Raw genomic sequence first — 22366 nt, forward strand, 5'->3', positions numbered from 1 at the left:
AGAGGTAACCGCAGTTGAGCAGCGTACGTGGCAAGAAGATCCTGGTCACCGGGGGAGCGGGCACCATCGGCTCCAACCTCGTCGACCTGCTGGCCGAGGGCGGCGCCCGCGAGATCGTCGTCCTCGACAACTTCGTGCGCGGGCGGCGCGCCAACCTCGCCCAGGCCCTGCCCAGCGGAGTCGTCGAGGTGGTCGAGGGCGACGTCCGTGACGTCGCCACCGTCAAGAAGGTCACCGAGGGCGCCGACCTGGTGTTCCACCTCGCCGCGATCCGCATCACCCAGTGCGCGGAGGAGCCCCGCCTCGCCAACGAGGTCCTGGTCGACGGCACCTTCAATGTCCTGGAGGCCGCGGCCGAGGCAGGCGTCGCCAAGGTGATCGCGTCCTCGTCGGCGTCCGTCTACGGCATGGCCGAGACCTTCCCGACGACCGAACGCCACCACGCCTACAACAACGACACCTTCTACGGCGCCGCGAAGGCCTTCAACGAGGGCATGCTGCGCAGCTTCCACGCCATGTACGGCCTGGACTACGTGGCGCTGCGCTACTTCAACGTGTACGGACCGCGGATGGACATCCACGGTCTGTACACCGAGGTCCTCATCCGCTGGATGGAGCGCATCGAGGCGGGCGAACCGCCGCTGATCCTCGGCGACGGCACGCAGACCATGGACTTCGTCGACGTCCGCGACATCGCCAGGGCCAATGTGCTCGCCGCCGAATCGGACGTCACCGACGAGGTGTTCAACGTCGCGAGCGGTGCCGAGACCTCGCTGAAGGAACTGGCCGAGGGCCTGCTGGAGGCGATGGGCGCCGAGGGCCTGGAACCGGTGCACGGCCCGGCCCGCTCGGTGAACTCGGTGGTGCGCCGTCTCGCCGACACCTCCCAGGCCACCGAACGCCTCGGGTTCACCGCGGAGATCGACCTGCGCACCGGCCTGCGCGACCTGGTCCAGTGGTGGCGCGCGGAGCGGGAGGCCGCCCAGTGAGCACCGACCGCATCCCGGTGATGATCCCCTGGCTCGGCGAGGAGGAGGCGCGGGCCGCCTCCGACGCCGTCCTGTCCGGCTGGGTCGCCCAGGGCCCCCGCGTCGCCGCCTTCGAGAAGGCCTTCGCGGAACGGGTGGGCGCCGAGCACGGCATCGCCGTCAGCTCCTGCACCACCGCCCTGCACCTGTCGCTGGTGGCGCTGGGCATCGGCCCGGGCGACGAGGTCGTGGTGCCCTCGCTGTCGTTCATCGCCACCGCCAACGCCGTACGGTACGTCGGCGCCGAGCCGGTCTTCGCCGACGTGGAGCTCACGACCGGCAACCTGACGCCGGACACCGTCGACGCCGTGCGCACGCCGAGCACCAAGGCGGTGCTGGCCGTTCACCAGGGCGGTGTCCCGGCGGACGTGCACGCCCTGCGCGCGGCCTGCGCCGAGTGGGACCTGCCGCTGATCGAGGACGCCGCCTGCGCCATCGGCTCCACCGTCGGCGGCAAGCCCGTCGGCCACGGGGCGCTGCTGGCGGCCTGGTCCTTCCATCCGCGCAAGCTCGTCACCACGGGCGAGGGCGGCATGATCACCACCGACGACGCGGAGTGGGCGGCCCGGCTGCGCCGGCTGCGCGAGCACGGCATGAACGCCTCGGCCGCGGACCGGCACGCGAGCGACAAGCCGGTCCTGGAGGCCTACCTGGAGGTCGGCTTCAACTACCGGATGACCGACGTCCAGGCCGCGATCGGGCTCGTCCAGCTCGGGAAGCTCGACGCGATGATCGCCCGCCGCCGCGAACTGGCGGCCCGTTACGCCGAGTTGCTCGCGGACGTGCCCGGACTGACCCCGGTGCGCGACCCCGGGCACGGGCAGAGCAACTTCCAGTCCTGCTGGGTCCTGGTGGACGAGGCCTATCCGCTCGACCGGGACCAACTCCTTGCCGCGCTCGCCGCGGCCGGGGTCTCCGCCCGCCGCGGGATCATGGCCGCGCACCTCGAACCCGCCTACGCCGGGCAGCCGCACGTCCCGCTGCCCGTCACCGAGCGGATCACCCGCGACTCGCTCATCCTGCCCGTGTTCCACACCATGACCGAGGCCCAGCAGGACCGGGTCGTCGCCGTCCTGCGCGAACAGGGCCGCGGATGACCGGACTCGTCGTCGTCGGCGCGGGCGGCTTCGCCCGGGAGACCGCGCAGGCCGTGCGGGACTCGGGCGCCTTCGAACTGCTCGGACACCTCGACGACAACCCCGGCCTGCACGGCACCGACGTGGACGGCGTGCCCGTTCTCGGCGGCACCGACCTGGTCCACGAACTGCCCGGCGCCCAGGTCGTGGTGTGCGTCGGCAACCCGCGGGACTACGCGGCCCGCGCCCGCCTGGTCCGCCGCTTCGGCCTGCCCGAGGAGCGGTACGCCACCGTCGTCCACCCGACGGCCGTGGTCTCCGCCACCTCGCGGATCGGCGCCGGCTCGGTCCTGCTCGCGCACTGCGTGCTGACCGCCGCCGTCCGGGTCGGGGCCCATGTGGCGGTCATGCCGCACGTCGTCCTCACCCACGACGACGTGATCGAGGACTTCGCCACCCTCACCTCGGGGGTGCGCCTGGGCGGAGGGGTACGGCTGGAGCGCGGCGCCTACATCGGCTCCGGCGCGCTGGTCAGGGAAGGCACGACGGTCGGCGCCTGGTCGCAGATCGGCATGGGGAGCAGCGTGCTCGCCGACGTACCGCCGGGCGAGGTCTGGGTGGGGAGCCCGGCCCGACGGCTGCGGGAGGCGGGCGCACCCGCGCTCGACGCACTCGCGACCGAGACACCGAACGCACCAGTGGGGGGACCGCTGACATGAACCAGATACCGCTCGTGGACCTCAAGGCGGCCCACGCGGAGGTCGCCGACGAGGTCCGGGAGGGCTTCGAACGCGTCCTGGCCGACACCGCGTTCATCGGCGGCGAGGAGGTACGCCGATTCGAGCGCGAGTACGCCGAGTTCGGCCGCGTCGGCCATGTCGTGGGGGTCGCCAACGGCACCGACGCCGTCGAACTCGCCCTGCGCGCCTGCGGTGTGGGCCCGGGGGACGAGGTCGTCGTCCCCGCCAACACCTTCATCGCCACGGCCGGCGCGGTGGCCAGGATCGGGGCACGGCCCGTCCTCGCCGACTGCCTGCCCGGCAGCCATCTCCTGGACCCGCAGGCCGCGTTGGACAAGGTCGGCCCGGCCACCCGCGCCGTGGTCCCGGTCCACCTGTACGGCCAGATGGCCGAGGTAGGTGACCTGGTCACCCAACTCCCGGACACCGTAGCCGTGGTGGAGGACGCCGCCCAGTGCCAGGGCGCCTCCCGCGACGGCCGCACCCCGGGCAGCGGCGGCATCGCCGCGACCAGCTTCTACCCCGGCAAGAACCTCGGCGCCTACGGCGACGCGGGGGCCGTCCTCACCGACGACGCCGAGCGCGCCGACCTGGTGCGCGCCATCGCCAACCACGGTGGCGTCGCCAAGTACCGCCACGACGTGGCCGGGTTCAACAGCCGCCTCGACGGCCTCCAGGGCGTCGTCCTGCGCGCGAAGCTCAAGCGGCTCGCGGACGGCAACGCGGCCCGGCGGGCGGCGGCGGCACACTACGACGAACTGCTCGGCGGCCTCGCGGACACCGGCCGGATCGTCCTCCCGGTCACCGCACCCGGCAACACCCATGTCTGGCACCTGTACGTCATCCAGGTCACCGACGCCGACCGGGACGACATCGTCGGCAAGCTCAACGCCGAGGGGATCGGCGCCGGGGTGCACTATCCCGCGCCGGTCCACCTGACACCGGCGTACCGCGGTCTCGGGTACGGCGCGGGGGACTTCCCCCACGCCGAGAAGGCGGCGAGCCGCATCCTCTCGCTGCCCCTCTTCCCGCAGATCACCCCCGATCAGCAGCGACGCGTGGCCGACACGCTCACGGACGCGCTCGCCCGCTGATCGTCCCCATCCGCTCCACCCGGCCGCACGGGCCGGTCCTGCACAGCACCGCTGAGAGGTACACATGAACAGATGGAGCAGACGGATCCGGGGCATCCGCCTCGCCGTCGTGGCAGCGTTGGTCTGGGCGGTGCTCCCGCAGGCGGGGACCGCCCTCGCGGTGTCCGATCCGTGCGGTTCGGGCTCCAATCCGATCGTCTGCGAGAACTCGAAGGCCGGCAGCCCGAAGACGGACTGGTTCTCGCCCAACGCGTACGGCGACATCAAGGGCTTCTCCACCAAGGAGAGCGTCCAGGCCGGTGAAACGGTCCAGTTCAAGATCCAGTCGCCGGTCTCCTATCACGTGCAGATCTACCGTCTCGGCTGGTACGGCGGTGACGGCGCGCGGCTGATGTCGACCGCGGCCCAGGCCGCCGTGACGTACTCCGCCAACTACACGACCAACCCCGCCAGTTGCACCACCAAGGCCACCACCGGCCTCGTCGACTGCGGCAACTGGCCGGTGACCGCCACCTGGACGGTGCCCAGCGACGCCGTCTCCGGGCTGTACATCGCGAACCTGGCGCAGACCGACGACGAGGGCCTCATGCCCTATCCGTTCGTGGTCCGCAACGACTCCAGCACCTCCGACATCGTCGTGCAGACCAGCGACCAGACCTGGCAGGCCTACAACGACTACGGCGGCCAAGACCTCTACGGCGGCGCCGGACCCGCGCCCGACGGCCGTGCCTACGAGGTCAGTTACAACCGCCCGTTGGACATCGGCGGCGACAACGGCATCTACGGCTCCGAGTTCATGATGCTGGCGTGGCTGGAACGCAACGGCTATGACGTCAGCTATCTGTCCGGGGTGGACGTGTCCACGCACGGCGACACCCTGCTGAAGAAACACAAGGTGTACCTGTCCTCCGGGCACGACGAGTACTGGACGCAGGAGCAGTACTCCAACGTCCTCGCGGCCCGCAAGGCCGGTGTCCAGCAAGGGTTCTTCAGCGGCAACGAGGTCTTCTGGCAGACCCGGCTCACCCCGAGCATCGACGGCACCAGCACGGACAACCGCACGCTGACCTGCTACAAGATGACCAAGATGGTGCAGAACAACGGCATCGCCGATCCCAGCGGCAAATGGACCGGCACCTGGATGGACCCGACCAGCACCCAGTACGGGCAGGCCTACCAGCCGCCGAACATCCTCACCGGCTCCATGTTCACCGTGAACGGCTACCGCGCCGACGCCATCACCGTCCCCGGCTCGTACGGCAAGAACCGGCTGTGGCGCAACACCTCGATCGCGAACCTCACATCGAGCCAGACCGCCACCTTCCCCGAGGGCACCCTCGGGTACGAGTGGGACAGCGACATCGACAACAGCACCAGACCCTCCGGCGCCATCACCCTGTCGTCCACGACCGTGGACATCAACGACGGCAAGTACCGGCTGGACTGGGGCAACACCTACGGCAACGGCACCGCCACGCACAACCTCGTCGCCTTCCGCGACCAGGACTCCGGCGCGCTCGTCTTCGGCGCCGGAACCGTCCAGTGGTCGTGGGGTCTGACCAACATCCCGACGTACGACCCCGATGACGAGGTCGTCACCGAGGACGCCCGGATGCAGCAGGCGACGGCCAACCTCCTGGCCGACATGGGCGTGCAGCCGCTGACCCTGCAGAGCACCCTCGTCGCCGCCACGAAGTCCACCGACACCACCGGCCCGGCCATCACCGTCTCGACCCCGGCCTCCGGGGTCACCGTGCCGGCGCTGAAGCCGGTCACCATCAGCGGTACCGCCACCGACTCCGGCGGCGTGGTGGCCCGCGTCGAGGTGTCCACGGACGGCGGCAGCACCTGGCAGGCGGCCACCGGCCTCGGGTCCTGGACCTACAGCTGGACGCCGACGGCCCCGGGCGCGGCCTCCATCAAGATCCGCGCGGTCGACGACAGCGTCAACATCGGTACCGTCACCACCCTGCCCGTGACCGTCGGCCCGCAGGCCTGCCCCTGCACCGTCTGGCCGGCCACCGCCGTGCCCGGCACGGTCAACGCGGGCGACGGCAGCTCCCTGGAGCTGGGCGTCAAGTTCCGCACCACGGTGGCCGGTTCGATCACGGGCGTGCGCTTCTACAAGTCGCCCGCCAACACCGGCACCCACACCGGCAGCCTGTGGAGCGCCTCCGGCACCCGCCTCGCCACCGGCACCTTCACCGGCGAGACGGCCTCCGGCTGGCAGCAGCTCAACTTCTCCACCCCGGTCACCGTCAAGGCCAACACCACCTACGTGGCCTCGTACTTCGCACCCAACGGCGGCTACTCCTACGACGGCGGGTACTTCTCCGGCAGCGACGCGGGCCTCGCCCCGCTCACCGCCCTGAAGACCGGCACCGACGGCGGCAACGGCGTCTACCGCTACAGCTCCACCAGCGCCTTCCCGTCCTCGGCGTCCTCCGGCAGCAACTACTGGGTCGACGTCGTCCTGGACACCTCCACGGCCAGCACCACCCCGCCCACCGTCACCTCCACCTCCCCGACCTCCGGGGCGACCGACGCGTCCATCACCTCGTCGGTGTCGGCCGTGTTCAGCGCGGCCGTCGACTCCGACGGGCTGACGTTCACGGTGAAGGACCCGAACGGCAACACCGTCCCCGGGGCCGTCACCCTGCCCGCGTCGAACAAGGCGACGTTCACCCCGTCGACGGAACTGTCCCTGCACACCACGTACACCGCCTCCGTCCAGGGCTCCGACGTCTGGGGCAACACCATGACGGAGCCGAAGACGTGGTCGTTCACGACCAGTTCCACCCCGCCGGCCGTCACCTGCCCCTGCACGCTGTGGAGTCCGTCCACGGTCCCGTCCACCACGGACATGACCGGTGACACCAACTCCGTCGAACTGGGCACCAGGTTCACGTCCTCGGCGTCCGGCTGGATCACCGGCGTCACCTTCTACAAGGGCACCGGCAACACCGGCACGCACACCGGCAGCCTCTGGTCGGACGGCGGCACGCTGCTCGCCAGCGGCACCTTCACCAACGAGACGGCGACGGGCTGGCAGACGCTGACGTTCGCGACCCCGGTCGCGGTCACGGCGGACACCAGATACGTCGTCTCCTACCACGCGCCCAACGGGCACTACGCGGTGGACGGCGGCTATTTCGCGTCGGCGCACCAGTCGTACCCGCTGACCGGCACCGCCGACACGGCCACCAGCCACAACGGCCTGTACAAGTACGGTGCCGACGCGGCGTTCCCGACCGGCTCCTACGGGTCCGCGAACTACTGGGTCGGCCCGGTCTTCACCGCCGACGACCCCAGCGCGTCCCTGGCCACGGAGACCGCGTCCGAGGAATCGGCGTCCACGGTGAGCTACACCGCGGACGCGACGAGCCCGCTCGTCATGAAGCTCTCGGACAAGGTGTCGGTGTCGTCCGTGAAGGCGAGCGTGACCATCCTGAAGGGTGCGAAGCCCGCCAAGGGCCTGAAGGTCTCGGCGGTCGTCTCCTACGACCGGGCCACCCACAAGGTGACCGTCCACCTCACCGGCCCGATGCCCGACCACACCCGGTTCAAGGTCACGGTCACGGCCAGGGACAAGCACCGCGACAAGGTGAAGTCCCACAGCTGGACCCTGACCTCCAAGACCGTCCGCACCAAGAAGAACTGACCGACCACAACCCACCGTTGGGGGTCCCCTCCGCTGCCGGAGGGGGCCCCGACGGGGATTGGCCACCCCCACGATGAGCACCGTCAGTGTTGTCATCCCGTGCTACAAGTACGGCCATTTCCTCGCCGACTGCGTGAGCAGCGTCCTCGACGAGAACCACGACGTCGACGTCAAGGTGCTCATCATCGACGACTGCTCGCCCGACGACTCGGCCCAGGTCGCGCGGAAACTCGCCGCGGACGACCCGCGGATCGAGGTCCACGTCCACGAGACCAACAAGGGCCATATCGCCACCTACAACGAGGGCCTGCTGGAATGGGCCGACAGCGACTACGTCGCGCTGCTGTCCGCCGACGACCGGCTCGTGCCGGGCGCCCTGGACCGGGCCGCGGCCCTGCTGGACGCCCACCCCGAGGCGGGCTTCGCCTACGGCCGGCCGCTGCGCTTCCAGCACGGCGGCCCGCTCCCCAAGGCCCGCACCCGCAGCACCGGTTCGGTGGTCTACCCCGGGCACTGGTGGCTGGAGCGGCGCTTCCGCGAGGGCACCGGCTGCATCACCTCACCCGAGGTCGTCGTCCGCACGAGCCTCCAGCGCGAGGTCGGCGGCTACGACCCGGCGCTCCCGCACGCCGGGGACATCGAGATGTGGATGCGGCTCGCCTCGCACGCCGACGTCGGCTACATCCGCGGCGCCGACCAGGCGTTCTACCGGGTCCACGGCAACAACATGTCCACCGTCGACTTCGGCGGGCAACTCGACGACATCCGCCAGCGGCTGATCGCCTTCGACTCGGTGCTCGCCAAGTGCGGCGACCGCCTCCCGCACGCCGACCGGCTCGCCGAGCAGGTCCACACCCGGCTCGCCCGCTTCGCGCTGCGCCGCGCCTACCGCGCCTACGACCGGGGCCGCACCGCCGTCGTACCGGTCGAGGAGTGCGTGGCGTTCGCCGAGGAGTGCCTGCCCGGCTACCGGGCGCTGCCCGAGTACCGCGCGCTGCGGCTGCGCAGAAGGATCGGCCCCGCGGCGATGCCGTACCTCCAGCCGCTCGTCTGGTCGGCCGTGGCCGAGCGCGGGCGGGAGGCGCTGTGGTGGGAGTCCTGGAAGCGCCGCGGCATCTGATGCGCGATCCGTACAGCTCAGTGGGGCACGGCCACCGGCGCGGCGTGCCGGTGGGAGCCCGCCGGCACCGGTCGGCGACCGGCCAGGAACCGGTCGAGCCACAGCGCGCCCAGCACCCCGCCGGCCAGTCCCAGCAGGGCCACCCCGGCCAGGCCCCGGCTCCGGTTGCCCTGCACCAGCGCGGCGTTCGGCTGGGTCAGGACGGTGGAGGTGATCCGCGCCTCGGGCGAGACACCCTGCGCCGCCTGCACCTCCTCCACATGCCGCGTGTAGACGCCGATGACCCGGCGTACGGCCGTCACGGCCGCGTCCGGGCCGGACGCCTGCGACTGCACCTGGAGCGAGGGGATCAGATAGCGGGGCGTGGCACTCGTGCCGCTGTTGCGGGGCACCAGGCGATACGTCCCCCGTACACCCGCCGCCTCCAACTCCTCCACCCCGGCAGGGGATTCGAGCTGTTGGACGACCGCGTACGAGAGCGCGGCCAGCGGCGGCTGGAGGTTGGTGAGCTGGTTGGGCTGGTTCTGGGTGACCGGAGGCTTCAGCACGACCACCGCGGACGCCACATAGTGCGGCGTCGGGCGGACCACGTAGTACGCCCCGCCCGCCGTCAGCAGCAGCGCCACCACCAGGACGTACCAGCGGCGGAGCAGTGCGTCGGCAACGTTCCCAGGCGACATACGCGTTCCTTCCGTCCCTCCCGATACTGGCAGGGCACGCGGCGCGATGCCACCGAATGGAGGGGGACGGTTCATGAGTCTTGGTGAAATATGGGCAATTCTGCGCCGACGCTGGTACTTCATGGTGCCCTTCACCGTGCTCAGCCTGATCAGCGGCGGCTATCTGTGGGTGACCGTCCCCGTCGCGTACCAGTCGCAGAGCTCGGTCGCCCTGCTGGACTCCTCGGCGGTGGCCCGGCTCGCCCCGACCTTCGGCAACCCCATCTCGAACGCGGGCGGTTCGCTGATCGTCACCGCCGACGTGCTGATCAGGACCCTCGAATCGGCCGACGCCGCGAAGGAGTTGCGCAGCCGGGGCGTCGTCGACCCCTACACCGCCGGGTTCGCGCCGGGCAGCGAGAGCCCGCTGCTGCTGCTCAGCGTCACCGGCACCGACCGGGCGCAGGTCCTCAAGGAGACCGACACGCTCACGGAGTTCGCCGGTGAGCAGCTGACCGCCCTCCAGGAGGCCGCCAAGGTCCCCTCCGCCTATCTGGTGCAGACCGCGCCGGTGGTGCTGCCGCAGACCCCGGTGGCGAAGTCCAAGAGCCGCTACCAGGACGTCGCGGCCGTCGTCATCGGCGGTGTCGTCAGCGCGTTCCTGCTGTCGATCCTGATGGAGGGCGTCGCGGTCGTACGCCGCCGCCGGCATCCCGAACCGCGGGTCAAGCAGCCCTCGCGCACCCCGAAGCCGGGCCGGGTGGGCCCGCTCGCCCGCCGGGTCGACGCCACCGCGATCCTCACCGTCTATCTCGTCCTCGCCTTCTTCATCCCCTCGAACCTGGCGCTGCCCGCCCTCGGCGGCGTGGGCACCCCCGCCAACGTCTTCGCCCTGCTGGGCCTGTTGTGGTACCTCGCGACCTGGCTCGGCGGCCGGATCCTGCCCGCCCCCGGCACCAGGACGCCCCGGGTCACGATGTGTCTGCTGGGCTTCGCCGTGCTGGCCGCCTACATCGCGGACGCGCTGCGCGAGAGCTCCAAGCAGGAGATCCTCGGCGCCGACCGCGGCCTCATCGGCTTCCTGGTCTGGCTGTCCCTGGTCGTCCTCACCTCGGCCGCCGTGCAGGAACGCCCGCGCCTGGACGTCCTGATGCGGCGTGTGGTGATCCTCGGCGCGGTGGTCGCCGCCATCGGGTTCTACGACTTCTTCGCCGCCACCAACATCGCCGACTCCATCCACATCCCCGGCCTCCAGACCAGCGTCGCCCAGGTCGACGTGATGGACCGGGGCTCCTTCACCCGGCCCCGCTCCACCACCGCACAGCCCCTGGAGTTCGGCGGGATGCTCGCCATCCTGCTGCCCTTCGCGATCCAGCAGGCCTTCGACCCGGTGCGCCGCCGTCTGAAGGTCTGGCGGCGCTGGCTGCCGGTGCTGCTGATCGGCGGCTCGCTGCCGCTGACCGTGTCCCGGACCTCCATCATCGGCATGCTGATCGTCGCCCTCGTGATGGTCCCGCGCTGGAAGCCGGCCCGCCGCTGGGCCGCCATCGGCGTGATGACGGCGTCCGTGGCCGTCTTCAAGGTGCTCATCCCGGGCCTGATCGGCACGATCACCGGCCTGTTCGCGTCGTTCCTGTCCAACTCCGACAGCAGCACCCAGGCCCGCACCGTCAAGTACAGCGCGATCGTGCCCTATCTGGAGGAACACCCGCTGTTCGGCCGGGGTTTCGGCACGTTCACCCCCGACCTGTACTTCTTCACCGACAACCAGTACATGCTGACCCTCGCCGAGATGGGCGGGCTCGGACTGATCGCCCTGCTCGGCCTGTTCGTCATCGGCATCCACCAGGGCGGAGCCGTCCGGCGCCTCGCCCGCACCGACGCCGACCGCGAACTGGGCCAGGCGTTCTTCGCCTCGGCGCTCGTCGCCCTCGTCATCAGCGCCACCTTCGACTCGCTGAGCTTCCCGATGTTCGCCGGGATCTTCTTCCTGACCCTGGGCGCGGGCGGCAGCTACCTCGGCTTCATCCGCCGGGAAGCGGCCACGCCCCCGGTCCCGGAGCCCCGCAGGACCACCGAGGAAGCGCAGCTCCCCCAACTCGTGGAGTCCCGATGAGTTCCGTCGCCGTCATCGTCGTCACCTGGAACAGCGCCAAGGTGCTGCCCGGGTTCCTCGCCGCGCTCCCCGACGGCATGGCGGGCCTCGACTGGCGGCTCGTCGTCGCCGACAACGACTCCGCCGACGACACCGTCGAGGTCCTCAAGACCCTCGCCCCGGACGCCACCGTCGTCCAGACCGGCCGCAACGCCGGGTACGCCGCGGCCATCAACGCGGCCGTCGCGGACGCCGGGGAGTTCGGCACCGCCCTCGTCTGCAACCCCGACGTCCGGATGCGGCAGGGCTGCGCCGAACGCCTCGTCGACAGCCTCGGCGACGGCGTCGGGATCGCCGTACCGCTGCTGTACGAAGAGGGCCGGGACACCCCGCACCACTCCCTGCGGCGCGAGTCGAGCGTGCTGCGGGCGCTCGGGGAGGCCGTCATCGGCAACCGGCGGGCCGGACGGTTCCCGAAGCTCAGCGAGATCGTCACCGACCCCGGCGCGTACCGGCGGCCCACCCGCGCGGACTGGGCCACCGGGGCGCTCATGGCGATCTCCGCGGACTGCCGCGCCGCGTGCGGGCCCTGGGACGAGTCGTTCTTCCTGTACTCGGAGGAGACCGAGTACTGCCTGCGCGCACGGGACCTCGGACACGCCACCCAGCTGGAGCCGCAGGCGGAGGCGGTCCATCTGGGCGGCGACTCCCAGGTGTCGCCCCGGCTGTGGACCCTGCTCACCCTCAACCGGGTACGGCTGTACCGGCGCCGCCACTCGGGCGCGGCCACCGTCCTGTTCCGGGCCGCGGTGTTCCTGCGCGAGGCGTCACGGGCCGCGCTCGGCCGCGAGGCCAGCCGGGCCGCGGCGCTCGCCCTGCTGCGCCCGGGACTCGGCCCTCAGGCCGACCAAGTGGTGTAGAAACTCTCCGGGTTGACCAGGTACCGCACCGTCGGGTGCGGTACGTGGCGCACCTCGTGCCCGCGGCTGTAGCGGTACACGAGCTCCCAGTCCTCGCGCGGCATCACCTCGGGCGTACGGCGCACCCGGCTGAAGCGCAGGGCGGCGTCCCGGCGTGCGACGAACGCGTTGGTGTCCAGGAACGACTCCCGCGCGGCCCGCCTGCGGTCGAACGGCACCGACAGGACGTCCCGTTCGGTGCCGTCCGGCAGGACCCGGCGCAGCGCCGTGTACACGCCGTCCGGCCCGCCGGGGGACTCCAGGACGGCCAACGCCCGCTCCAGATGGTCGGGTTCCCACAGGTTGTCGTCGTCCAGGAACGCCACGTACCGCGAGTCGGTGAGCCCGATGCCGACATTGCGCACGACCCCGGCGACCCCGGTGTTGCGGGCCAGCGACACCGCGAACAGCCTCGGGTCGGAGGGGAGTTCGGCGAGTCCCGCGCCGTCGTCGACGACGATCACGACCTGGTCCCGGACCGTCTGCGCCAGCGCCGAGCGGACGGCCGCCCGCAGCGCCTCGGGGCGGCGGTGGGTCGCGATGACCGTGGCGACGCGGGCGGGCGGCACGGTGACGGAGGCGGCGAGGCGGCGGATCTCGGCCGACTCGAAGCGTCGCAGCCGCACCGCCGAGGGGGCGAGGAGCACCTTGTTGCGCAGCTCGAACAGGACGAGCCAGCCGAAGGCACGCTTGAGGAGCTCCCAGGGGGCGCGGGCGAGGCGTCGCATGAATCCCATCCTCAGCCGGCCTTCCGGGGCGTGATCGGGGTGCCGTCGGAGAACCGGTTGCCGCTCCAGACGTTGCCCGCGCCGCCCGCGTTCCAGGCGGTGACGGCGCCGTAGTGGCCGCTGTAGCGGTGGTAGCGGGTGGAGAAGACGTTGTCGGTGACGGTGATACCGGTGGCTCCGTCGCCGCCCCCGTACAGCGCGTAGGCGCCCCCGGCCAGCAGGTTGTCGTCGATGACCGTGTTGGAGACGTGACCGGTGTCCGCGAACAGCCCGATGGCGGCGGACGCCCCCTTGTCCACCGGCACGGAGTTGAGGAGCGTGTTGTGGCGCACGATCAGCTTCCCCGAGTTGCCGCCGCCGCTGATCACCGCGTCGGTGTGCTGCCACTCGCCGCCGGAGTTGCGGAACGGGATGAGGCCGTGGACGTAGTTGTCGTGGAGATACCCCTGGCCCATGGACAGGGCGTTGCCGAACACGGAGATGTCGCACCAGCCGACCTCGATGGAGCTCGAACCCATGTTGGACACCGCGTAGTTCACGCCGCCGTTGTCCGGTCCCTCGCCCGGGATCGCGGTGATCGTGGAGTGCAGGACCCGCAGCCCCTTGAAGCCCGGACGCAGGTTCACGCCCCACCAGTTGGTCGAGGTGATCTTCGTGTCGATGATGGTGACGTCATCGGCGTAGATGTCGAGCGAGCCGACGATGTCCTTGCCCTTGATCACCGCCCCGTCGGTCCGGATGCTCACGTTCCCGGAGGCGTCCCGCTTGAGGAAGCCCCGGGGCCCGGTGTTGCCCGCGTTCGGGTAACCGGCCTCCACGGCCGCCGAGGTCTTCGGCGGCGCGCTGGAGGGCTCCGTGGGCCTGGGGCGGGTGGTGCTGTGCGCGGTGCCGCTCGGTGACGTGCTCGCGCTGGGGGAGGGGCTGCCCGTGGACGGGGACGCGGCGGCGGTCGAGGGCTCCGGGGCTGCCGAGGAGCCCTCCCGGCTCGCCAGCCCCGATTCGACCGACGCACACGCGGCGACCGCGAACAGCAGGGTGAGGCCGCTTAACAGACCGCTGATCCTCCGTGTCGTCCTGTCGCGTCTCATGCCGCCTTCACCGTCCCCGGACCGAGCAGAAAGCGGCGGCTGGGCAGCACGCACACCACGTAACAGACCGTCGCCACCGTGCTGATGACGAACACGGCGAGGGTTCCCTCGCCGAGGAGTTCCTTCGCGCCGAGCACCACCAGTGTCATGACGGCACCCCCGAAGAAGGGCCAGGCGCAGGCCCGCGCGACATGGGCGAGACCTACCCCGGCCCGCCCGAGGGCGTACAGGAACACGGGGACGACGAGCAGGGCGCCCACCACGACATGGCCCTGCGCCACCCCGACGATCCCGTCGAGGCGGGCGCCGGCGATGAGCACCGGGACGAGCGCGATGACCCACAGCCCCTGGACGAGGATGAGGGAGCGGCGCTGACCGGCGGCGACGAGACAGTCGTAGGCCAGTTCGCAGCCGATGCGGATGAGGCCCAGGGCCATCAGCCACGGCAGCGCCTTGGCGGCCGGAACCCATGTGTCGCCGTACACGAGTCGGACCACCGGGGCGGCCAGACCGCCCAGCAGGACGCACAGCGGCACGGTGCCCGTGACCAGGACCCCGAGGGCGCGGCTGAAGCCCTGCGCGAGTGCCTGCGGGGAGTCCGCGAGACGGGAGAAGCCGGCGAAGGAGACCCGGCGGGCCGCCTCCGAGATGATCCGCACCGGCCAGCCCGACATGTTGAACGCCAGGACGTAGAAGCCGAGCGAGACCCCGCCGAGGGTGGAGCCGACGACCATCGTGTCCACGTTGACGACGGCGAGCGCCAGCAGGCTCGCCCCCGCCAATGGAAGCCCGAACCGCAGCAGCGCGCGGGCCTGTTCGGGGTCCCAGCCGAACCGCATCGTCCCCGGAGCCGCGATCGCGCAGCCCACGAGCGCGGCGATGTTGCCCGCGACGGCGCCCACCGCGAAGCTCATCGCACCCCACCCGGCGAACGCCAGCAACAGGGTCACCGCGGTGCTGAGGACGAAGTTGAGCGCGTCGATCACCATCCGCTTGCCCTGCGCGAACTCCCGGGTCAGGAAGGACGCCGGGACCTGCGCCACACCGTCGATGATCAGGCACAGGCACATCACCCGGAGCACGCCGGTGGCGTCCGGCGAGTCCAGCAGCACCGCCACCGTCGGCGCCGACAGGAACAGGGCCGCGTACAGCACCCCGCTCGTCGCGGTGGCCAGGGTCAGCACGGTCGGCGCGAAACGGCGCGGGTCGCCGTCCCAGCGGACGATGGCGAGGCTCACGCCCAGCTCGTTCGCGGAGAGCAGCACCAGCAGCACCGTCTGCGCGATGCCGTACACGCCCCACTCCGCGGGGCCCAGGGCGAAGCGGGCCAGGATGATGCCGGTGGCGAAGTTGCCGAGGCGCATCACCACCGTGTTGATCAGGCTCCAGCGGGCCGCCGAACGAACTTTGCGGCCGAGTGAGCCCGGTGCCGGGCTGTCGCTCGGCTCAGCGGTCTCGCTGTCCGGTGTGCGAACGCTGTCCATGAGTCGATTCCTCGTCGAGCTGCTTGGCGGCGGGGGCCACGGCCACGCGCCCCGCCTTCGGCTCCCCGGACCGCCGGTCGGACGCCGAACGCGACCAACTGGGCGGGGTACGAAGGGCCATCGTCTGTTCCACGACCGTCTCCGCGGCCTCCACCTCCGAGGGGGAGGCCGGCTCCTCGGTCCGCGGCGCGGGCTCCGGCTCCGGCTCCGGCGAACGCGGCCGGCGGCGCGCCTCCACCCAGAAGACGACGACCAGGCTCAGCACCAGACCCAGCACCCCGGCCATGACCAGGTACTGCAACCGGGCCTTGGTCTGCGCGACCGGATCCTGCGGCGGCACGACCGTCGACATACGGATCATGGCCTTGTCGTCGACCGACTGCTCCTCCTGGAACTCGTCCAGGCGTTCCTTGGCGTAGTCGGTGAGGATCTTGTCCGAGGCCAGCACCGACTCCTTGTCGGTGCCCGTGACCGTGAGCCACATCAGCGGTCCCTGGGCGTTGTCGGCGAGCTTCGCCTCGAACGTGCCTTTCGCGCCACGGGACTTGAGCTCCCGGATCGAGCCGTCCGAGTTGAGATTGCGGGCCAGGCCGTCCGCCATGCCGGTGAGCGAGGTCTGGGTGCTGAGGAACGGGTTGCCGTCGTAGGCCTCGGTGGCCTTCTCGGAGTTGAGTAAAACGACCGTGCTCTGGGACTGGTAGGTGACCGGGACCAGGAACAGCACGGCGGCCATCAGGCCGCCGGTCAGCACGAGTCCGGGCAGCAGGACGTACCAGCGCCTGCGCATGACACGGAAGATCTCCGCGAGATCCATGACGGTCCCCCCTGGCGACCAGACGTTCGACGAGCATGTGGTGCAAGCGGATCATATGGGGAACGTCTGATCGTTGGGTCCAGCCTGACGGGTGCTGTTCGGCGGATCGGTCGGACGTGGCCGGTCGTTCGCGGTGCCGCCGGTCAGCAGCACCTCGGCGATCCGGTCGCTGGCGTGCCCGTCCCACAGGGCGGGGCGGCGCGGCGCGGGGGGCTCGTCCAGGGCGCGGTTCACGGTGGCGACGATCCGCGCGGGATCACGCCCCGCGAGGACGTTGGTGCCCTCCTCGACGGTGATGGGCCGCTCGGTGTTGTCCCGCAGGGTCACACACGGCACGCCTAGCGCGGTCGTCTCCTCCTGCACCCCGCCGGAGTCCGTGAGGACGACCCGGGCGGCGTCCTGGAGCGCGATGAAGTCCAGGTAACCGGCGGGCGGCACCAGCCGGATGCCCCCGGGCACGCCGATCTCGGCCAGCCGGGCCGCCGCGCGCGGATGCACGGGCAGCAGCAGCGGGCAGCGCCCCGCGATCTCCCCCAGGGCCTTGAGCAGCCCGGTGAGGACCTCGGGGTCGTCGACGTTCGCCGGACGGTGCAGAGTGACCAGCCCGAACTCCCCCCGCTCCAGGCCGTGTCGGTCCAGGACGTCCGAGGCGCGGGCCCGGTCCAGGTTGGCCAGCAGCGTGTCGATCATGACGTTGCCGACCAGATGGATCTGGTCCTCCCGGTACCCCTCGGCCCGCAGGTTCGCCACGGCGTCGGGGGAGGGGGCCAGCAGATAGTCGCTCAGCCGGTCGGTGGCGACCCGGTTGACCTCCTCCGGCATGCTCCAGTCCCGGCTGCGCAGACCCGACTCGACATGGGCCAGCAGCGGCCCCGCCTTCGCGGTGACCAGGGCGCAGGCCAGCGTGGAGTTGATGTCGCCGACCACGACCACGATGTCCGGGGACACCTCGGCGAGGAGCGGCTCGAACGCGGTCATCACCCGACCGGTCTGCTCGGCGTGACTTCCGGAGCCGACTCCCAGGAAGCGGTCCGGCGGGCGGATGCCGAGGTCGGCGAAGAACACGTCGTTCATCGCCGGGTCGTAGTGCTGCCCGGTGTGCACCAGGAGCACCTCGGCGCCCCGGCCCTCCAGGGCGTCCATGACCGGCTTGATCTTCATGTAGTTGGGGCGCGCCCCGGCCACACAGACGATACGAGGCATGGGTCAGAGCACCTCGACCGTCGGTCCGGGCGCCATCCGGCGGCGGCAGTCGAGCACGAACGGCGCGTGCTCGGCGATCAGTTCGTAGTCGAAGCTGTCGTGGTCGGTGAGCAGTACCACCACGTCGGCCGCCGCGAGTTCGGCGGGCTCCGGCTCGACCCGCACCAGCCGCGCGTCCACCGGAAGTCCCTCGACGACATGCGGGTCGGCCGCCCGGACCTGGGCACCCATGTCGAGCAGGAGCTGCGAGATCCGCAGGGCGGGCGACTCCCGCGCGTCACCGGTGTTCTTCTTGTACGCGAGACCCAGCAGCAGGATGCGCGAGCCGTTGACGGACCGGCATCTCTGGTTGAACAGATCGCTGACGCGGCGCGTCACGTACTCCGGCATGTGGTTGTTGATGTCGTTGGCCAGCTCCACGAACCGGAAGCTCTGACCCAGTTCACGCTGCACCCGCCAGGACAGGTACGACGGGTCGATCGGCAGGCAGTGACCGCCGACCCCCGGACCGGGCGTGAACTTCATGAACCCGAACGGCTTGCTGGACGCCGCCTCGATGGCCTGCCAGACGTCGATGTCCAGATGGTGCGCGAACATCGCGATCTCGTTGACCAGCGCGATGTTGACGTGCCGGAAGGTGTTCTCCAGCAGCTTGGCGAGCTCGGCCTCCTTCGGCGAGCCCACCGGCACGGTCGTGTCGACGAGTTGGCCGTAGAAGTCCTGAACCGCCTTGAGGGAGGCCTCGTTGACACCGGAGACGACCTTCGGGGTCTCCTTGAAGCCCCACACCGCGTTGCCCGGGTCGATCCGCTCCGGGCTGTACCCCAGGTGGAAGTCGCGGCCCGCGGTGAGCCCGGAGCCCTCCTCCAGGATCGGCGCGAACAGCTCCTGGGTGGTGCCCGGGTAGGTGGTCGACTCCAGCACCACCGTCGCCCCGGGGCGCAGATAGCGGGCGAGTGTGACCGCCGACTCCTTGATGTACCGCAGGTCGGGCGTGCCCTCGTGCAGCGGCGTGGGCACGGTCACGACGGCGATGTCGAAACCGCCGCAGTCCCGCGCCGACTCGCTCGGCCGGTAGGTGCCGTTGTCCAGCGTCGCGCGGATGCGCTCCGGGGTGACGTCCTCGACGAAGGACTCACCGGCGGCGAGCGTCTTGATCCGCCGGGCGTCGACGTCGTACCCGATGACCTCGTGGCCCACCTCCGCGGCCCGGACGGCCAGCGGCAGACCCACGTATCCCTGTCCCACCACGACGACACGCATCAGTGACTCCTGTTCGCGGAAGCGGCCTGGGGGGTGAGCCGGATGAACTCACGCGCCGTCATGAGAAGGAACGCGGCATTGGTCGTGACATAGCGCCGGCCGAGCCTGCGCGGCTCCTGGAGCGCGCGGTAGAGCCACTCCATGCCCAGCCGCTGCCAGGCCTCGGGGGCCCGCTTGGTGATCCCGGCCAGGATGTCGAAGGAGCCGCCCACGCCGTGGACGACACGGGCGCCCGTGCGGTCGCCGTAGGCGGCGGTGAAGATCTCCTTCTTCGGCGAGGTCATGCCGAGAAAGAGCATCTGGGCACCGCTGCGGGCGATCGCGTCGGCGATGCCCTCCTGCTCGGAGTCGTCGAAGTAGCCGTTGCGGTGACCGGCCACCTTCAGGCCGGGGAAGCGGTCCGCGACCCGGCGCATCATCTCGGCGAGCACCTCCTCCTTGGCCCCGAGGAAGTACACCGACATGCCCGCCGACTCGGCCTCCGCCAGCAGCCGCAGGAACAGGTCGATCCCGGCCACCCGCTCCGGCAGCGGGGCACGCAGCACCCGCCCCGCCCACACGACGGCCTGTCCGTCGGCGACCACGAGATCGCAGCCCGACACCGCCTGCGCGAGCCGCGGATCGCGCCGCATGTTCACCAGCTTCGCCGCGTTGACCACACCGATCTCCAACCGCCGCTCCTCGCGCACCGCTTCGAGGCAGCGTGCGACGGTCTCGTCCATGGTCAACGGGTCGAGTTCGACGCCGAACAGCGTTCTTCGCCCGCTCATATCCGGCCCCCCCGCCAGGCGTGGAGCATCCAGCCGAACTCGTACGGCCGGCACTCGCGGTCCACCGACAGCGGCCGGTACGCCCGGTCCAGCGGCTTGATCCGCAGGCCCGGAACAGCCCGCGATCCGGCCCCGCGCACGGCCCGGACGACCTTCTTCGGGTCGCCCCGGTAGACCTTGCGCCAGGTCACGCCGAGCTCGTCGAGGATCATCGGCTCCCGGTGCCCCGGGCTCCGGTCGAACTCGGCCACGTCCGTCATCCAGCGCAGCCCCTTGCGGATCGCCGCGCCGAAGTCGGAGCCGCCGGCGTCCGTGAGGTCGAACAGGGCCGTCGGGGCCATCGCGTGCTGGTGGACGCTGTAGACCGGGTAGCCCTCCACGACGGCGCCGGTGCGCGCGTCGTAGTGCCACCACCACTGGCCGCCGTCGCCCTGGAGCGCGCAGATACGGGCCGCGCACGCCTCGGACGCGGCCAGCGCCTCCGGGTCGCCGCCCGCCGTCGCCGCATGGGCGAGGGCCAGGGCCTGGAGCGGATACGTCTGGTCGGCGAAGCAGCTGACATGCGCCCGGTACCAGGGGAGCAGACCGGGGCCGGTCGCGTGCGGGAAGAGCGGGCTGTCGCCCAGACGGGCCCGCAGCAGCCGGTCCCGCGCCGAGGTGAAACGTCTCTCCACGTCGACCGTGTCGCGGGCCGCCGCGTACGCGGACAGCACCCACGCGGCCTCGACGGTGTACTGCGGGCGGTCGTACGCGTCCAGGGCCTCGACCCTGGCGACGGCGTCCGACAGTTTGGGATGCCCCGTGTCGGCGGCGGCCCACGCGATCAGCGCCGCGTCGCCCAGGTTGGTGACCGAGGGCAGCGACTCCACGAGCAGCCCCGTGAACTCCTGCGCGGTACGCCCGCCGAGCACCGCGCGCTGGCGGTCCTCCGGGAGGTACCTGACCCCGAGCGCGGTGATGGCCGCGTACCGCGTGCTGGTCCCGCGCCGCTCCAAGGTCCAGGAGCCGTCGGGTGACTTCACCCCGGCCATCGTGAAGGCGAAGGCCTCCTTGCCGGGCAGCAGCATCGACGGCAGCCCCGATTCGGCCACGGTGAGCAGCCGTTGGGCGAGCGAGAGCAGCGACGGTTCCTCACGACCGAGCGCAGCCAGACGTGACATGGTCATCTTTTGGACACACCAACCCCCCTGTGGGCCTGTGCTGAACGTTCTGGTGGTCGGCTGACCGCGGCCGACCGCGCGACGGAATGCAGATCTCAGGCGCAGAAGCGGGTCGTGCTCCCGGCTCCAGACACAGGTGTCCCCACCACCCCGTAACCCCCCCTGGGCACTTCAGGCTTGTGCGCTCATTGTGCTAGGTCTGCACACTTCGCACACATGTTATGCCTGTAGATGTTCGAGGAAACGCACTTTGCGGGAAAGAGCTGGAAACTGCTGATACAGGTGTCATAGGCGGTCGGCCTGCGGCTCCTGTCACGCCGTGCCACGTCCGCCTGTTCGAGGTATCACACACGCTAGACCTCGATTTGTTCGAGGAGTTGACGCGCGTCGCGGCACGCCGTGCGCGGCTCGGGAAGGTTCGGGGCGGGCCGGATCCTGCCATCCGTCGTGTTCGAACCCGGCCGGTTCCGTGGCCGGGAAGTGTTCGAAGTCGGCCGGATCCGTGCGGGAGTTGCGTCATGGAGCGGCCGGGTTCCCGCGTCCCGCGCGATCGGAACCGACCTGATGCGGAAGGAGCGGGGGCCCGGAAGGTGCCGGACTCGGAACGAGCCGGGTTCGGAGCGGGCCGGGTTCGGGGCGGTCCGGGTTCATGGCGTGCCGGGTTCTGAACGGGCCGGGTCTTGAACGGGCCGGGTTGTGAACGGACCCGCTCCGGACGCCGGGGCGCGCTCGCTCGACGGCCGGAGCGGTCCGGCCCGCTCCGGCCGTTCAGGGTCTTCAGGGTCCCGCGCGCCCCGCGGACGCTGTCACGCGCGGGCGACGAGCAGACCGTCCTTCTCGTCGTACAGCTCGCCCGTCTCGGGGCACTCCCAGGTGCCCGGCGCGTCCTCGTGCTCGGTGAGGCGGACGCCCGCCCGGCCGACCCAGCCGATACGGCGGGCCGGGACACCGGCGACGAGCGCGTGGTCGGGCACGTCACGGGTGACGACGGCGCCGGCGGCGACGAGGGCCCAGCGGCCGATGTGTACCGGCGCCACACACACGGAACGCGCCCCGATCGAGGCCCCCTCGGCGACGACCACGGCGACCGCCTCCCAGTCGCCGCCCCGCTTCAGCTTGCCCTCGGGGTCCACGGACCGGGGGAAGTAGTCGTTGGTGAAGACGGCCGCCGGGCCGACGAACACCCCGTCGCCGAGGACCGCGGGCTCGTAGACCAGGGCGTAGTTCTGGAGCTTCACGTTGTCGCCGATGCGTACCCCGGGGCCCACGTACGCGCCGCGGCCCACGATGCAGCCGCCGCCCAGCCGGGCGTCCTCGCGGATCTGGGCGAGGTCCCAGACCGTCGTCCCGTCGCCGATGACGGCCGACTCGTCCACCTGCGCGGTGGGCTGGACCTTGAAGCTCATAGGGCTGAACCTTTCCTC

The 22366-nt window shown here is 71.1% G+C and carries 18 protein-coding genes; 8 read left to right on the top strand and 10 right to left on the bottom strand.

Annotated features, from left to right (window positions below; genetic code table 11):
• The first annotated feature begins 14 nt into the window (after positions 1-14).
• The 6 genes from ACIPSE_RS30295 to ACIPSE_RS30320 all read left to right on the top strand — a co-directional run bounded on the left by ACIPSE_RS30295 (position 15) and on the right by ACIPSE_RS30320 (position 8719).
• Entirely contained in the window at positions 15-989 is a 975-nt protein-coding gene (locus ACIPSE_RS30295; RefSeq protein ID WP_401668584.1) for an NAD-dependent epimerase/dehydratase family protein, read from the top strand.
• Positions 986-2125 (top strand): DegT/DnrJ/EryC1/StrS family aminotransferase, encoded by a 1140-nt coding sequence (locus ACIPSE_RS30300; protein WP_401668587.1) that lies wholly within the window; start codon positions 986-988, stop codon positions 2123-2125. Before ACIPSE_RS30295 ends, ACIPSE_RS30300 begins: the two co-directional genes overlap by 4 nt.
• On the top strand, positions 2122-2823 hold the full coding sequence (locus ACIPSE_RS30305; protein WP_401668590.1) for an acetyltransferase: 702 nt from the start codon (positions 2122-2124) through the stop codon (positions 2821-2823). Before ACIPSE_RS30300 ends, ACIPSE_RS30305 begins: the two co-directional genes overlap by 4 nt.
• Positions 2820-3938, top strand: a complete 1119-nt coding sequence (locus ACIPSE_RS30310) for a DegT/DnrJ/EryC1/StrS family aminotransferase (RefSeq protein ID WP_401668592.1) — start codon at positions 2820-2822, stop codon at positions 3936-3938. The genes ACIPSE_RS30305 and ACIPSE_RS30310 overlap by 4 nt, the downstream gene beginning before the upstream one ends.
• Positions 3939-4002: 64 nt before the next feature.
• Positions 4003-7599 (top strand): DUF4082 domain-containing protein, encoded by a 3597-nt coding sequence (locus ACIPSE_RS30315; RefSeq protein WP_401668595.1) that lies wholly within the window; start codon positions 4003-4005, stop codon positions 7597-7599.
• Between the two features lie 73 nt (positions 7600-7672).
• A complete protein-coding gene (locus ACIPSE_RS30320; protein WP_401668597.1) occupies positions 7673-8719 on the top strand; it encodes a glycosyltransferase family 2 protein in 1047 nt (348 codons plus the stop codon).
• A gap of 17 nt (positions 8720-8736) precedes the next feature.
• Here ACIPSE_RS30320 and ACIPSE_RS30325 read toward each other — a convergent pair whose 3' ends face one another.
• On the bottom strand, positions 8737-9399 hold the full coding sequence (locus ACIPSE_RS30325; protein WP_401668599.1) for a hypothetical protein: 663 nt from the start codon (positions 9397-9399) through the stop codon (positions 8737-8739).
• Between the two features lie 73 nt (positions 9400-9472).
• On the opposite strand from ACIPSE_RS30325, the gene ACIPSE_RS30330 reads away from it, so the two are divergent.
• On the top strand, positions 9473-11494 hold the full coding sequence (locus tag ACIPSE_RS30330; RefSeq protein WP_401668603.1) for an O-antigen ligase family protein: 2022 nt from the start codon (positions 9473-9475) through the stop codon (positions 11492-11494).
• Positions 11491-12393, top strand: a complete 903-nt coding sequence (locus tag ACIPSE_RS30335; protein ID WP_401668605.1) for a glycosyltransferase family 2 protein — start codon at positions 11491-11493, stop codon at positions 12391-12393. The genes ACIPSE_RS30330 and ACIPSE_RS30335 overlap by 4 nt, the downstream gene beginning before the upstream one ends.
• On the opposite strand, the gene ACIPSE_RS30340 is transcribed toward ACIPSE_RS30335, so the two are convergent.
• The 9 genes from ACIPSE_RS30340 to ACIPSE_RS30380 form a co-directional block, all read right to left on the bottom strand.
• Positions 12372-13160, bottom strand: a complete 789-nt coding sequence (locus ACIPSE_RS30340; RefSeq protein ID WP_401668608.1) for a glycosyltransferase family 2 protein — start codon at positions 13158-13160, stop codon at positions 12372-12374. The genes ACIPSE_RS30335 and ACIPSE_RS30340 overlap by 22 nt on opposite strands.
• 11 nt (positions 13161-13171) lie before the next feature.
• Entirely contained in the window at positions 13172-14248 is a 1077-nt protein-coding gene (locus ACIPSE_RS30345; RefSeq protein ID WP_401668611.1) for a hypothetical protein, read from the bottom strand.
• Positions 14245-15732, bottom strand: coding sequence for an oligosaccharide flippase family protein (locus tag ACIPSE_RS30350; protein WP_401668613.1), 1488 nt, complete (start codon positions 15730-15732; stop codon positions 14245-14247). The genes ACIPSE_RS30345 and ACIPSE_RS30350 overlap by 4 nt, the downstream gene beginning before the upstream one ends.
• The gene (locus tag ACIPSE_RS30355) at positions 15695-16546 is read right to left on the bottom strand and encodes a Wzz/FepE/Etk N-terminal domain-containing protein (protein ID WP_401668615.1); all 852 of its coding nucleotides are present in this window, start codon (positions 16544-16546) and stop codon (positions 15695-15697) included. Before ACIPSE_RS30355 ends, ACIPSE_RS30350 begins: the two co-directional genes overlap by 38 nt.
• Positions 16547-16597: 51 nt before the next feature.
• Positions 16598-17749 carry a non-hydrolyzing UDP-N-acetylglucosamine 2-epimerase gene (gene wecB, locus ACIPSE_RS30360; protein WP_401668618.1) on the bottom strand — a complete coding sequence of 384 codons (1152 nt, stop codon included), beginning with the start codon at positions 17747-17749 and terminating at the stop codon, positions 16598-16600.
• A gap of 3 nt (positions 17750-17752) precedes the next feature.
• Positions 17753-19012 (bottom strand): nucleotide sugar dehydrogenase, encoded by a 1260-nt coding sequence (locus ACIPSE_RS30365; protein WP_401668620.1) that lies wholly within the window; start codon positions 19010-19012, stop codon positions 17753-17755.
• On the bottom strand, positions 19012-19782 hold the full coding sequence (locus ACIPSE_RS30370) for a WecB/TagA/CpsF family glycosyltransferase (RefSeq protein WP_401668622.1): 771 nt from the start codon (positions 19780-19782) through the stop codon (positions 19012-19014). Before ACIPSE_RS30370 ends, ACIPSE_RS30365 begins: the two co-directional genes overlap by 1 nt.
• Positions 19779-20942 carry a hypothetical protein gene (locus ACIPSE_RS30375; RefSeq protein WP_401668624.1) on the bottom strand — a complete coding sequence of 388 codons (1164 nt, stop codon included), beginning with the start codon at positions 20940-20942 and terminating at the stop codon, positions 19779-19781. The genes ACIPSE_RS30370 and ACIPSE_RS30375 overlap by 4 nt, the downstream gene beginning before the upstream one ends.
• Positions 20943-21748: 806 nt before the next feature.
• Positions 21749-22348: an acyltransferase gene (locus tag ACIPSE_RS30380; RefSeq protein ID WP_401668626.1), complete on the bottom strand. Its 600-nt coding sequence runs from the start codon at positions 22346-22348 to the stop codon at positions 21749-21751.
• Between the last annotated feature and the right edge of the window lie 18 nt (positions 22349-22366).

Origin of the sequence: Streptomyces sp. NPDC090106, from assembly GCF_044747265.1 — a bacterium.
GTDB lineage: Bacteria > Actinomycetota > Actinomycetes > Streptomycetales > Streptomycetaceae > Streptomyces.

Coding starts and splice junctions, on each gene's coding strand:
- ACIPSE_RS30305 (WP_401668590.1), top strand. CDS start 2,122: ATGACCGGACTCGTCGTCGTCGGCGCGGGCGGCTTCGCCCGGGAGACC.
- ACIPSE_RS30310 (WP_401668592.1), top strand. CDS start 2,820: ATGAACCAGATACCGCTCGTGGACCTCAAGGCGGCCCACGCGGAGGTC.
- ACIPSE_RS30315 (WP_401668595.1), top strand. CDS start 4,003: ATGAACAGATGGAGCAGACGGATCCGGGGCATCCGCCTCGCCGTCGTG.
- ACIPSE_RS30320 (WP_401668597.1), top strand. CDS start 7,673: ATGAGCACCGTCAGTGTTGTCATCCCGTGCTACAAGTACGGCCATTTC.
- ACIPSE_RS30325 (WP_401668599.1), bottom strand. CDS start 9,399: ATGTCGCCTGGGAACGTTGCCGACGCACTGCTCCGCCGCTGGTACGTC.
- ACIPSE_RS30330 (WP_401668603.1), top strand. CDS start 9,473: ATGAGTCTTGGTGAAATATGGGCAATTCTGCGCCGACGCTGGTACTTC.
- ACIPSE_RS30335 (WP_401668605.1), top strand. CDS start 11,491: ATGAGTTCCGTCGCCGTCATCGTCGTCACCTGGAACAGCGCCAAGGTG.
- ACIPSE_RS30340 (WP_401668608.1), bottom strand. CDS start 13,160: ATGCGACGCCTCGCCCGCGCCCCCTGGGAGCTCCTCAAGCGTGCCTTC.
- ACIPSE_RS30345 (WP_401668611.1), bottom strand. CDS start 14,248: ATGAGACGCGACAGGACGACACGGAGGATCAGCGGTCTGTTAAGCGGC.
- ACIPSE_RS30350 (WP_401668613.1), bottom strand. CDS start 15,732: ATGGACAGCGTTCGCACACCGGACAGCGAGACCGCTGAGCCGAGCGAC.
- ACIPSE_RS30355 (WP_401668615.1), bottom strand. CDS start 16,546: ATGGATCTCGCGGAGATCTTCCGTGTCATGCGCAGGCGCTGGTACGTC.
- wecB (WP_401668618.1), bottom strand. CDS start 17,749: ATGCCTCGTATCGTCTGTGTGGCCGGGGCGCGCCCCAACTACATGAAG.
- ACIPSE_RS30365 (WP_401668620.1), bottom strand. CDS start 19,012: ATGCGTGTCGTCGTGGTGGGACAGGGATACGTGGGTCTGCCGCTGGCC.
- ACIPSE_RS30370 (WP_401668622.1), bottom strand. CDS start 19,782: ATGAGCGGGCGAAGAACGCTGTTCGGCGTCGAACTCGACCCGTTGACC.
- ACIPSE_RS30375 (WP_401668624.1), bottom strand. CDS start 20,942: ATGTCACGTCTGGCTGCGCTCGGTCGTGAGGAACCGTCGCTGCTCTCG.
- ACIPSE_RS30380 (WP_401668626.1), bottom strand. CDS start 22,348: ATGAGCTTCAAGGTCCAGCCCACCGCGCAGGTGGACGAGTCGGCCGTC.